Raw genomic sequence first — 12,496 nt, forward strand, 5'->3', positions numbered from 1 at the left:
CTCAATACTAATGAAAAAAATTAAACTTACTGCACTGCTTTTATTTCTATTTATTGGACTTTCAAACTTTGCACAACAAGGACCACCAGCCATTAACAAAATTAAAGTAACTGGAAAAATTGTTGACAAAAAAAGCAATCAACCACTTGAATACGCTACCATTACATTAAAAAACATCAAAAATCCAAAGGCCTTAACTGGAGGAATAACAAACAGCAAAGGTGAATTTGAAGCTGATGTTATCCCTGGAATTTACGACATTACAATTGAATTCATTTCATTTAAGCATGTCGATATAAAAGGGAAAAATATTACCGAAAAAACTTCATTAGGAACCCTAGCACTTGAAGATGATGCTTCACAATTAAACGAAGTTGTTGTTCGTGCCGAAAAATCATCAGTAGAAATTAAGCTGGACAAGAAAGTCTATAACGTTGGTCAAGATATGATGGTAAGAGGCGGAACTGTGAGTGATGTTTTAGACAATGTTCCTTCTGTTTCAGTTGATACCGAAGGAAACGTTAGTTTAAGAGGAAGTGATAATATCCGAATTTTAATTGATGGAAGACCCTCTTATGCAGTCAACATTGCTGAAGCGTTAAAACAACTTCCTGCAGATGCCATTGATAAAGTAGAAGTTATCACCAATCCATCTGCACGATATGATGCAGAAGGTGGTTCAGGAATAATCAATATCATCCTTAAAAAAGGTAAAAATCAAGGCTTCAACGGAACTATCATAGCTTCAACTGGTATTCCAGAAACGTATGGTTTAAGTGCCAATGTGAATTACAAAACAGAAAAATTAAACTACTTCACTACTGCAGGTTATAATCATAGAACAAACGAAGGTGGAGGTAAAACCAATTCAGAATATTTTAATAATGACGGTACCATTAAAAACTTCTTAAATGAAGATCGCAACACAAAGAGAACCAGAGATGGTTTTAATGGAAGAGCCGGTATTGAATGGACAATTGCGCCAAATATGTATTGGACAAATGCCATCAATTATGAAAAGAATACGGGTGAAGACAATGATTTAATTAACTACAACAATTATGATGCGGCTCATAATTTTACAGGTACAACTTACCGTTTAAATAATGGAGATACCGGTAGCGAAAACACCTCATTTACTTCAAACTTAATTAAAAATTTCAACGACAAAGGGCACAAACTTACCATTGATGCTTCTATTTCAAGAAATACGGATGATAGCCAAAGTATTATTACAGATTCTAACAATTATAATAATACTTTAAATAATCAAATTCAAAAACAAGCACAGTTACAGGCAGATTACGTTCTTCCATTAGGTGAAGGAAGTCAGTTTGAGGCTGGATACAAAGGAAGTTTTGGAGATTTAAACAACGAATATTATGTTCTTGACGATCAAGGAATCAAAATCAATAACTTGTCTAATACTTTAGAATACAAAGAAAATATCAATTCACTTTATACCCAATATGGTTTCAAGAAAAATAAATTCTCTTATTTATTTGGTTTACGTTGGGAAGACACCAATGTTCAAGTAAATTTATTGGATACCAACGATTTCAACACTAAAAAATACAACAACTTTTTTCCGAGTGCTTTTATTAGTTATGAAGTTTCAGATCAAAGCAACATTACTACAAGCTACAGTAAACGTTTGACAAGACCAAGAGGTCGTTTCATGAATCCAGCTGTAAACTATTCAAGTATCGTGAATATTTTTCAAGGAAACCCAGACCTAGACCCTTCCCTAACAGACAAATTTGATTTTGGTTTTATCAAGCGTTGGAAAAAAATAACATTCAACACTTCTGCTTATTTTGAAAGCACAAAAGATGTTTTCAGCTTTGTACGATCTCCTACAGGTGACATTGTAACGCCTGATGGTAAAGTAGTAACGCCTATGCCTGGCGAAGTAATTGAAGGTATTCCTGTTATAAAAAGCAAACCAATTAACTTAGGAAAAGAGCAAAAATATGGTTTTGAGTTTACATTAAATTACAACCCTTTTAAAATATGGAGAATAAATAGTAATTTTAATTTGTATAATGTAAAAACAACAGGAGAACACAGTTACACGGATACAAAAGGAAATTTGATAATACAAAATCTAGACAATCAAGCCAATACTTGGTCTGCAAGAGTTAGTTCAAAATTAACATTACCTTACAAAATCGACTGGCAATTGAATGCTAATTACAATGCCGAACAAAAAACGGCACAAGGAAAAAGTTTAGATCAGTTTAGTATGAACACCGCTTTTAGCAAAGATTTACTAAAGGATAAAGCAACATTAGCTTTTAATATCAGTGATATTTTCAATACTAGAAAAATGAGGTCATACACCTATCTTGATAATCAATCTTCGTATGGTGAAATGCAATTTCGTAAACGTCAATTCAATTTATCATTCACTTACCGTTTTAACAAATCGAAAAGTGAAAAAGAAAAGAATGCGCAACCTAAAAATGAAGGTGGTGGAGATGGTGGATCAGATTTCCCAGGATAATCTCAAATTAAGTATAAAAAAAAGGATTCGTAATTACGAATCCTTTTTTATTTTGACAAAGTAAAAAAAAGACTAAGCTTCTTCTTCTTTTTGTTTTGCTTTCTTTTCTTTATAAGCTTCCCAAGTTGCTCCACCTACCCAATAGGATACGAAACCAACTAAAAAAAACATTAACCAAAATCCCATTGTAAGGATGGTTAAGAAAAGTAAAAAGCCTAAATACTGTTGAAATTCAAACATGTTTTCCGGAATTTTTGAATGAAGCAACAAATATATGTTTTTATATCTTTTTGTACCAATAAAAAATACAAAAAGTATAAAGCTATTTTTATTGGTTAATAGCTTTGTATGTCAAAATCATTTCTCAAAATGCATAATTCTATTTTTTATGAAACAATAGATTTCTAACAATACTTTAAATCGGCTGCCCATTTTTACCCTAAACATTACCAAATTATCATTTTTAACAGAAATTTTCAATTTTTATACATTAATTAATAGCTATATTTGTTCATCAAAAAAATAAATTTTATGGAAGAATGCATCTCTGTTTTTGATATGTTAAAAATTGGTATTGGGCCATCAAGTTCTCATACACTTGGTCCTTGGAGAGCAGCTGAACGTTTTTTAAAAGAACTACAAAATGAATATGACATCAATACAATAAATAGAATAAAAGTTGATTTATATGGTTCCCTTTCGTTAACGGGCAAAGGACATGCAACCGATTTAGCAATCATGCTTGGCTTAAGCGGTCAAGATCCTGAATACATTCCTGTTCAAAATATTGATGAAATTATTAAATCCATTGAAAATAAAAATGAAATTCATTTAAGCAATCAATTTTACATTCCTTTTAATGTACATCAAGACATCGTTTTCAATAAAAACTTTCTTCCTTTTCATGCCAATGGACTCACCTTTACAGCTTACTTTAATGATGAATCCGAATATAGTTCTACCTTTTATTCTATTGGTGGAGGATTTGTAGTCAAAGAAGAAAGAGAAAATGCCCAAAAGAAAGAAGCAATTAAATGTGCTTTTCCCTATCCGATTGATAAAGCTACTGAGCTTTTAGTTTATTGTGCAAAAGAAAATAAAACCATTTCGGAAATCGTTTATGAAAACGAAAAATCGATGCGAACAGAAGCAGTTATTAATCACGAATTAATACGCATTTGGCACACTATGTTAGAATGTATGTATATTGGTTGTCACTCTGAAGGCATACTTCCGGGTGGATTGAATGTACGCAGACGTGCTTTCGATATGCATCAAAATTTGATTGGTTTGTCTAATTATTCCAATCCACAAGAATGGTTAGAAGAAATAAGAAAAACCGAAGTTAAGTTTCGTCAAATTCTAAAATGGGTAAGTTGTTTTGCCTTGGCCGTAAACGAAGTAAATGCAGCATTAGGACGCGTTGTAACAGCTCCAACTAATGGAAGTTCAGGGGTTATTCCTGCCGTATTAATGTATTATTTGGTTATTGAAAATCATCAAGCAGGTGAAAAAGAGATCAAACAATTTTTGATGGTTGCAGGTGAAATAGGCAGTATTTTCAAAAAAGGATCTACTATATCTGCAGCAATGGGCGGTTGCCAAGCCGAAATTGGTGTTTCTAGCGCAATGGCCGCGGCCGCATTATGCGAATTGATGGGCGGGACACCAGACCAAGTTTTAATGGCTGCCGAAATAGCGATGGAACATCATTTGGGATTGACCTGTGATCCTATTGGTGGCTTGGTTCAAATTCCTTGCATTGAAAGAAATACCATGGGCGCTATAAAAGCCATTAATGCAGCTGAACTAGCCTTAGAAACCAATGCGAAAAATGCAAAAGTATCTTTGGACAAAGTAATAGATACCATGTGGCAAACTGCAAAAGATATGAATTCTAAATACAAAGAAACTTCGGAAGGAGGACTTGCAATTGCTGTAAATATGGCCGATTGTTAAGAAAGTTTTATGTCGCAGTAAGAGTTTCCGAATAGCTGAAATAAAAACAGAATATACATGAATAAAAAAATCAGATTAAGATGCCATAACATCTAATCTGATTTTTTTATTCCTTTCTGAAAACGAAATTATAATTTATCCTTATTTCAGAAAACAAAAATTAAAAAACTAATTAACCACTTTTCGTTCCAAATCTAATTTAGCAATAGGTTGATAAACGATTGGAATTTCTTCAATCACAACATCACTTTTATCTAGACCAAAAGCTCTAGTATCCGAGAGTGACATGTTTTTTAGGATGTAGTAGGAATTCAATAAAAGTCCATCTCTTACAGCAAATTCATTTTCTACCGACAAGAATTTTTCAATAATTACAAATTTAAAATCAGGTTCTGGATTGTATTTTGTTGAACCATCAGCACGAATATGTAAATTCAGTTCTTTGTTGTCAACTAGATTTTGAACAATTCTTTTGAAATACAATTCCACTTTTGGTTGAATTCTGAAACCAATATTTAATACAATTTTGATCACTTTATCATCCAATAATTCAATAACTTCATAATTCAAATCAAAAGGGGAATTGGTTCTATTGATATGGAAAAACCAATACACATCAGCTCTTTTTGGCTTTTTAGAAAAGATTGAATTCAATATTTTCTCTTCAATTTCATAATTCCGGTCTGCTTTTGACAGGTAAATTAAATGAGTAGAATACTTCGGAATGGAAACATCATTACTTAATTCCTCAAATCTCGTAGTATATTCCGTTAAATTGGTGAATTTTACAAATTTATTATTGATTTTTCGAGAAAAGAACCAAACATACATGGTCATAAATATGAAAAGCTCAAAAAACAAAAACATCCAACGTTCTTTTATTTTTACAATATTGGCCACAAAAAATGCAATTTCAATAGCTGCAAAAACGGTTATGATCACACCAATAAGAATTCTATTCATCTTTTTGATATAAATCAAATAATAATTTAGAAGAACAGTGGTCATCAACATCGCTATGGTTATCGAAAATCCATAGGCAGCTTCCATGTTTGCAGAAGTTCTAAAATACAAAACCATCAAAATACAACCAACCCACAAAATGGTATTCACCGATGGAATATAGATTTGACCTTTCAAGTTGGTTGGGTTTTTCATTGTAACTCTAGGCCAAAAATTAAGGGAAACTGCTTCGTTAATTAAAGTAAATGATCCACTAATCAATGCTTGAGAGGCAATAATGGCAGCAAAAGTAGCTATTATAACTCCTGGTACCAGAAACCATTGTGGCATAATAGCATAAAAAGGGTTTTTCCCTTCCAAGAAATGATTACTTTGATTCATTAACCAAGACGCTTGCCCTAAATAATTAACAACCAATGCTACTTTTACAAAAGTCCAAGTAACGCGAATATTTTTTTTACCACAATGCCCTAAATCCGAATATAAAGCTTCTGCCCCTGTCGTACAAAGAAAAACAGCTCCTAAAAGCCAAAAACCATGAGGATATTCTACTAATAATTCATAAGCATACATGGGATTCAAAGCGGTTAAGATAGCAGGATGCTGCAAAATCTGAGTAAATCCTAAAACAAAGAGCATAGAAAACCAAACCACCATGGCCGGGCCAAAAAAGAATCCCACTTTTTGAGTACCAAATCGTTGAAAAAAGAACAGACCCGATATAATTACGATGACAATAGGCAAAATTGGAATATTTGGCACAACATCCCCCAATCCTTCAACGGCCGAAGTAACAGAAATTGGAGGTGTAATAATTCCATCTGCCAACAACGTTGTTGCTCCTAAAATGGTCGGTATAATTAATTTTCCTTTACCAAATCTTTTGACCAAAGCATAAAGAGAAAAAACGCCTCCTTCACCATGATTATCGGCAGAAAGTGTTAGCAAAACATATTTAAAAGTGGTTTGAAAAGTTAGTGTCCAAAAAACACATGAAATTCCACCATATACTAATAATTTTGATATTTCTCTTTGCCCAATAATGGCTTTCATTACATATAGCGGACTGGTCCCAATATCTCCGTAAATAATACCGAGTGCTACTAAAAGTGACGCTGCAGTTACTTTTTGAACTGTTGATTTATTCATTTTATTCTATTATTTATTCATTTAATTCATTCCTTTTAAGCCAAAGCAAACCCCATACGGGATGCTTTGAACACTCCATATCACAAACTTGTAAAGTCTATTTATTTGATTTTAACTTGTATTAAATCGGTATCCTACCCCCGATTCGGTGATAATAAATTTAGGTCGGTTAGGATCCTCTTCAATTTTCTTTCGAAGTTGCGCTACAAAAACACGTAAGTATTGTGTTTGATCTGCATAACTATTTCCCCAAACCTGTTTCAACAAATATTGATGGGTTAATACACGTCCTTCATTTTTTATAAAAATAGAAAGTAAGTTGTATTCGGTGGTAGTAAGTTTTAAAATCTCATTATTCAATCTTACAATTCTAGACGAAAAGTCAATAGAAACAGACCCAAATTCGATTATAGGATCCTTTTCAATACTGACTAAATTTCGTAGAGCTGTTCGAATTCTAGCTAGTAATTCTTGTGTACGAAAGGGTTTAGTCAAATAATCATTTGCACCGTTGTCAAGAGCTTTTACAATTTCATCTTCGGTACTTTTAACCGTTAATATTATTATTGGATTTTTGTACCATTCTCTTAATCTTTTCAAAACATCTTGTCCATCTTCATCGGGCAAACCCAAATCAAGGATAACCAAATCAGGCTGATAATTCGCAACCATAGCCATTCCTTCTTTTGCATTTACAGCAAAAATTGTTTTGTAATCATTAGAATTTAAAGTAATTTCAAGTAGTTTTCTAATCTGAATCTCATCATCAATTACTAAAATTTGAGCACTATTATTCATTTGAAATTTCTTTAGTATTCATAATTACTGTTTGAAAACTAAGGGTAAAAATAGAACCCCCTTCTTCTCTATTTTCAAGTTTTACTTTTCCATGTTGGGCTTCAACAAAACCTTTTACGATAGACAAACCTAGTCCTGTACCGCCCGTTTTAGAGTTTTGCAATCGGTAGAATTTATCAAAAACTTTATCAATTTCATTTTCTGGAAACCCAATTCCATCATCGGTAATAGTAATCACACAGGGGCATAATTTATCAGGATTGTAATCAAAATCGACATCCAGATTATAAGAAACCTTGATTTCTATTTTAGCGCCTTTGGGTGTGTATTGAGAAGCATTAAAAACCAAATTAAAAATTATCTGTTGCATCAAACCATAATCCAATTTAAAAAGGGGTAAATTTTCGTCTGTTTTTACAACCACTTTATGAAATTTTAAATCATCTTTTAGGTGATCCAAAACATTATAAATTAATTCTTCAAGATCACACCAATCCATTTTGGGCTGAATAACGCCCGATTCCAAACGAGACATGTTGAGTAAATTCTCTACTTGGTGATTCAATCGCAAGGAAGCTTTTTCTATTTCTGCATATAAATTTTCTTTATTTTCTTCCGAAATAGGTACCGATTTGCTTTGAATAGTATCAATAGCTCCCATAATTGTAGATATCGGAGTTCTCAATTCATGCGATAAAGAATCGAGCAGCGCATTGTAAAGTTTCATCGTATTAACTCTAAGTTCTTTTACCTGTAAAATCTTTTCGGCTCTTCTAATTTTATGGGTTAAAACCGCATTTACAAGAGTAATAATGAAGAATAAAACCAACAACAAAGAGTCTTCTGCATCACTAATATGAAAAGTATAATACGGTTGAATGAAGAAAAAATTTAATATCAATGTACTCAAAATAGCGCTAAGTAATAATGGTTTGATGGCCAAAAACATGGACAACACTGAAACAACCACCAATAAAATATAACCAACAATTTTAAAATCTAAATAATCTCTGGTAAACAAACACAACAAAGCAACAATCCCAACCGACAAAATGCTTATTAAATATTGGTTTTTAATTTTAATTTGATCCAAAATACTACTCATATCCTTGTGTTAATTTGTTAAGGCAAAGTTAAAGGATATGATGTAAGTATTTTATAATATATCAAACTAGGATATAAAGATTTTATAAAGATTTAATTTTTACTCAAAACCAGTTTTTTGTTTTTTAGAAAATTAAATTATAAACTTTTTTTTAAAAGAATATCTTAAAAATATATTAGTAAAATAGCAATCTCATAATTTCAACAACCTAATTTTTGATATTCCTTATAAAAATTCAATTTAAAAAAATTCAATTTATTACTTTTACAGTCTGAAATTAAAATCAATACCGAGCGTTTCGGAATTAAAATCATAATCACAATGTCTGCAATAAAAAAAGATTACAAAAGAATTACCACTAAGTCTTTGATCGAGATGAAATCCAATGGGGAAAAAATCTCTATGTTAACAGCTTATGATTATACGATGGCCAAAATCGTGGATACTGCCGGAATTGATGTAATTCTAGTGGGAGATTCGGCTTCAAATGTTATGGCAGGTCATGAAACAACATTACCAATCACTTTAGATCAAATGATTTACCATGCTTCATCTGTGGTTAGAGCTGTCGAAAGAGCTTTGGTAGTAGTTGATTTACCCTTTGGAAGTTACCAATCTGATTCTAAAGAAGCTTTACGCTCTTCAATCAGAATTATGAAAGAAAGTGGTGGTCATGCTGTAAAATTAGAAGGTGGCAAAGAAATCAAAGAATCGATCAAAAAAATCTTAAATGCAGGAATTCCAGTTATGGGACATTTGGGATTAACACCTCAATCTATTTATAAATTTGGAACTTATACGGTACGCGCCAAAGAAGAACAAGAAGCCGAAAAATTAATAGAAGATGCCAAATTATTGGAACATTTAGGATGTTTTGCATTGGTCCTTGAAAAAATACCAGCTCATTTAGCCAAACAAGTTGCAGAAAGCATTTCGATACCGGTAATCGGAATTGGTGCTGGTGGCGGTGTAGACGGACAAGTATTGGTAATTCATGACATGTTGGGAATGAATAATGAATTTAGCCCTCGTTTCTTAAGACGTTATATGAATTTATACGATGGAATGACAACTGCTATCAGTCAGTATGTCGCCGATGTAAAATCGGAAGATTTTCCAAATTCAAATGAACAATATTAAGACTCCTAGCCCCCGAATAGGGAATCTATAATGAAAATAATTTCAAACAAATCCAATCTCCAAATTCTACATGAAGACAATCACTTAATCGTGGTTAATAAGCGTGTAGGTGATATTGTGCAGGGAGACAAAACAGGAGATAAACCTTTGAGTGATGTTGTAAAAGAATACATCAAAGATAAATACAACAAACCTGGTGAAGTTTTTCTAGGTGTGGTTCATCGTTTAGATCGTCCTACCTCTGGAATTGTTGTTTTTGCAAGAACTAGCAAAGCTTTGACACGTATGAATGAGCTATTTAGCAATAGAGAAACTCAAAAAACCTATTGGGCCGTTGTTAAAAATAAACCCTCCAAGAACGAAGACAAACTGGTACATTATATCAAAAGAAACGAAAAAAACAACACTTCAAAAGCCCATCTCAAAGAAGTACCTGACAGCAAGTTGGCTAGTTTAGAATATAAAATTATCAAAGAGTTAGACAATTACTTTGGCCTCGAAATTCTTTTACACACAGGAAGACACCACCAAATACGTGCACAACTCGCTGCTATTGGTTCTCCTATAAAAGGGGATTTAAAATACGGTTTTGATCGTAGTAATCCTGATGGAGGAATCCATCTTCATGCCAGAAAACTTGTCTTTATTCACCCCGTTACAAAAGAGAATATAACTATAATAGCTCCTACTCCCGAAGATGTAATTTGGAATGCCATTTAATTTTTGAAGAAAAATACATTTATTTGAATTTTAAAATTTATATTGCATTGTACTTACAAACTTCTTTACAATGAATTACAAATCAGACATTCAGTCCAGAAAAGAATCCCTTATTAAACTTTTGGATGTCATAATCAAACATGAAAATGAAATCATCCAAGCTTTATATGATGATTTCAAGAAGCCTAAATTTGAAGCTATAGCTACTGAAACGAGTTACATTATAACAGAATTAAAAGATACTATAAAAAATATCCATAATTGGTCTAAACCAAAAAGGGTAAGACCATCTCTACTAAATTTTCCTTCCACCGACTATATTATTAAAGAACCTTATGGAAAAGTATTAATAATAGCGCCATGGAATTATCCTTTTCAACTGGCACTTTGCCCAATGATTTCAGCTGTTGCAGCAGGTAATCAAGTGGTTTTAAAACCCTCAGAATTAACCCCAAAGACTTCTGCAATAATTCTTGAAATTATAGAAAAAGTATTCCAACACGAACAGGTAACAGTAATAGAAGGCGGTGTAGAAGAAACACAAAATTTACTAGCCCAAAGATGGGATTATATCTTTTTTACGGGAAGTGTAGCCGTAGGTAAAATTGTAGCCAAAGCAGCAGCAAAACACCTAACTCCTGTAACTCTTGAACTAGGCGGAAAAAACCCATGTATTATTGACGAAACTGCCAATTTAAAACTCGCCGCTAAGCGAATTGTTTGGGGTAAATTTTTAAATGCAGGACAAACATGCATTGCACCCGATTATATTTTGATACAAAAAGACATGAAAAGTCATTTTGTCGATTTTATGAAAAAAGAAATCACAAAAGCATTTGGAATAAATCCAATAGATTCTCCCGATTTTGCCCGAATTATAAATGAAAAAAACTGGCATCGATTGAGTAGTATGATCGAACCTCAAAAAGTAATTTTTGGTGGTGATACTGCCATTAAACAATGTTATATAGCGCCAACTCTAATTGTTGAGGATAACCTTGACAGTTTATTGATGAAGGAAGAAATATTTGGTCCAATTTTACCAATCATAAGCTATAAAGAAGAAATAGAAATCTCTAAAATTATTTCAAATTATGAAAAACCTTTAGCGCTGTATGTTTTTTCAGATGATAAAATATTTGCTAAAAAAATGGTTTCCACTTTTTCATTTGGTGGAGGTTGTATAAATGATACTGTCAGTCATTTTTCTAATAAAAGATTGCCTTTTGGAGGTGTTGGTCATAGCGGAATGGGAGCTTATCATGGGCAATTGAGTTTTGACCTTTTTTCCCATCATAAAGGAATAGTAAAAAAAGCAAATTGGTTGGATATCAAACTTAGATATGCACCCTATACAAATAAAATAGAAACACTAAAAAAATTATTGAAATGGCTATAACAAATGAAAAATCAGTAAGCGAAGCCATACAATATCGTCGCTCCGTAAGAATTTTTAAAAAAGAACCATTAGACGAGCAAAAAGTAAAAGAGTGTATCCATTTAGCGACATTAGCAGCTACGAGCAGTAATATGCAACTTTGGGAATTCTACCACATAACTACCAAAGAGATAATTGACCAAATTGCTACAGCCAGTTTTGACCAAAACGGAGCAAAAACGGCACAACAATTGGTTGTTGTAGTAGCTCGAAAAGATTTATGGCGCAAAAGAGTTCAATCCAACATATCCTTTTTAAAATCACAATACGGCAACAAACCAGAAACCGAATATTCTAAAAGAGAAAAATTTGCTTTAAATTATTATAAAAAAATTGTTCCAACTATTTATTTCGATATTTTTGGTGTTTTAGGCTATATAAAATATTTTGCCTTTCAAATTATCGGGCTTTTCAAACCAATCTACAGACAAGCTAGGGAAAGTGACATGCGCGTTGTTGCTCATAAAAGTGCTGCACTAGCCGCCCAAAATTTTATGATAAGCATGGCAGCCATAAACTACGATACTTGTCCAATGGAAGGATTTGATTCATTAAGAGTCAAAAAAATAATAAATTTACCCAATAGTTCAGAAATCACAATGATTCTGGGTTGTGGCATTCGAGATGAACAAGGCATTTATGGAGAACGTTTCCGAATTCCATTTGAAGATGTCTATCATAAAGTATAATTCAACATAATAAATTAACCCCAAAAAAA

General features: G+C 32.5%; 10 protein-coding genes. 6 read left to right on the forward strand and 4 right to left on the reverse strand.

Annotated elements, in window-relative coordinates:
* The first annotated feature begins 10 nt into the window (after positions 1 to 10).
* Positions 11 to 2,506 carry a TonB-dependent receptor gene (locus OYT91_RS06570; protein WP_281240001.1) on the forward strand — a complete coding sequence of 832 codons (2,496 nt, stop codon included), beginning with the start codon at positions 11 to 13 and terminating at the stop codon, positions 2,504 to 2,506.
* Between the two features lie 72 nt (positions 2,507 to 2,578).
* Here OYT91_RS06570 and OYT91_RS06575 read toward each other — a convergent pair whose 3' ends face one another.
* On the reverse strand, positions 2,579 to 2,746 hold the full coding sequence (locus tag OYT91_RS06575; RefSeq protein WP_115810362.1) for a hypothetical protein: 168 nt from the start codon (positions 2,744 to 2,746) through the stop codon (positions 2,579 to 2,581).
* A gap of 291 nt (positions 2,747 to 3,037) precedes the next feature.
* Here OYT91_RS06575 and OYT91_RS06580 point away from each other — a divergent pair, with 291 nt between their 5' ends.
* Entirely contained in the window at positions 3,038 to 4,465 is a 1,428-nt protein-coding gene (locus OYT91_RS06580; RefSeq protein ID WP_281240002.1) for an L-serine ammonia-lyase, read from the forward strand.
* Between the two features lie 168 nt (positions 4,466 to 4,633).
* Here the strand turns inward: OYT91_RS06580 and OYT91_RS06585 are convergent, their stop codons facing one another.
* The 3 genes from OYT91_RS06585 to OYT91_RS06595 all read right to left on the reverse strand — a co-directional run bounded on the left by OYT91_RS06585 (position 4,634) and on the right by OYT91_RS06595 (position 8,480).
* Positions 4,634 to 6,577: a KUP/HAK/KT family potassium transporter gene (locus tag OYT91_RS06585; protein WP_281240003.1), complete on the reverse strand. Its 1,944-nt coding sequence runs from the start codon at positions 6,575 to 6,577 to the stop codon at positions 4,634 to 4,636.
* Between the two features lie 111 nt (positions 6,578 to 6,688).
* Complete coding sequence (locus OYT91_RS06590; protein WP_281240004.1) at positions 6,689 to 7,375, reverse strand: response regulator; 687 nt, start codon at positions 7,373 to 7,375, stop codon at positions 6,689 to 6,691.
* A complete protein-coding gene (locus OYT91_RS06595; RefSeq protein WP_281240005.1) occupies positions 7,368 to 8,480 on the reverse strand; it encodes a sensor histidine kinase in 1,113 nt (370 codons plus the stop codon). Before OYT91_RS06595 ends, OYT91_RS06590 begins: the two co-directional genes overlap by 8 nt.
* Positions 8,481 to 8,801: 321 nt before the next feature.
* On the opposite strand from OYT91_RS06595, the gene panB reads away from it, so the two are divergent.
* From panB to OYT91_RS06615, 4 genes are all read left to right on the forward strand, one after another.
* Positions 8,802 to 9,620, forward strand: a complete 819-nt coding sequence (panB, locus tag OYT91_RS06600; protein WP_269222546.1) for a 3-methyl-2-oxobutanoate hydroxymethyltransferase — start codon at positions 8,802 to 8,804, stop codon at positions 9,618 to 9,620.
* Between the two features lie 30 nt (positions 9,621 to 9,650).
* Positions 9,651 to 10,340, forward strand: coding sequence for an RluA family pseudouridine synthase (locus OYT91_RS06605; RefSeq protein ID WP_281240006.1), 690 nt, complete (start codon positions 9,651 to 9,653; stop codon positions 10,338 to 10,340).
* Positions 10,341 to 10,410: 70 nt separating this feature from the next.
* A complete protein-coding gene (locus OYT91_RS06610) occupies positions 10,411 to 11,739 on the forward strand; it encodes an aldehyde dehydrogenase (protein WP_281240007.1) in 1,329 nt (442 codons plus the stop codon).
* Positions 11,730 to 12,467, forward strand: a complete 738-nt coding sequence (locus OYT91_RS06615; protein WP_281240008.1) for a nitroreductase family protein — start codon at positions 11,730 to 11,732, stop codon at positions 12,465 to 12,467. The genes OYT91_RS06610 and OYT91_RS06615 overlap by 10 nt, the downstream gene beginning before the upstream one ends.
* The last annotated feature ends 29 nt before the right edge of the window (positions 12,468 to 12,496 follow it).

Source organism: Flavobacterium praedii, from assembly GCF_026810365.1.
Classification (GTDB): domain Bacteria; phylum Bacteroidota; class Bacteroidia; order Flavobacteriales; family Flavobacteriaceae; genus Flavobacterium; species Flavobacterium praedii.

Coding starts and splice junctions, on each gene's coding strand:
- OYT91_RS06570 (WP_281240001.1), top strand. CDS start 11: ATGAAAAAAATTAAACTTACTGCACTGCTTTTATTTCTATTTATTGGA.
- OYT91_RS06575 (WP_115810362.1), bottom strand. CDS start 2,746: ATGTTTGAATTTCAACAGTATTTAGGCTTTTTACTTTTCTTAACCATC.
- OYT91_RS06580 (WP_281240002.1), top strand. CDS start 3,038: ATGGAAGAATGCATCTCTGTTTTTGATATGTTAAAAATTGGTATTGGG.
- OYT91_RS06585 (WP_281240003.1), bottom strand. CDS start 6,577: ATGAATAAATCAACAGTTCAAAAAGTAACTGCAGCGTCACTTTTAGTA.
- OYT91_RS06590 (WP_281240004.1), bottom strand. CDS start 7,375: ATGAATAATAGTGCTCAAATTTTAGTAATTGATGATGAGATTCAGATT.
- OYT91_RS06595 (WP_281240005.1), bottom strand. CDS start 8,480: ATGAGTAGTATTTTGGATCAAATTAAAATTAAAAACCAATATTTAATA.
- panB (WP_269222546.1), top strand. CDS start 8,802: ATGTCTGCAATAAAAAAAGATTACAAAAGAATTACCACTAAGTCTTTG.
- OYT91_RS06605 (WP_281240006.1), top strand. CDS start 9,651: ATGAAAATAATTTCAAACAAATCCAATCTCCAAATTCTACATGAAGAC.
- OYT91_RS06610 (WP_281240007.1), top strand. CDS start 10,411: ATGAATTACAAATCAGACATTCAGTCCAGAAAAGAATCCCTTATTAAA.
- OYT91_RS06615 (WP_281240008.1), top strand. CDS start 11,730: ATGGCTATAACAAATGAAAAATCAGTAAGCGAAGCCATACAATATCGT.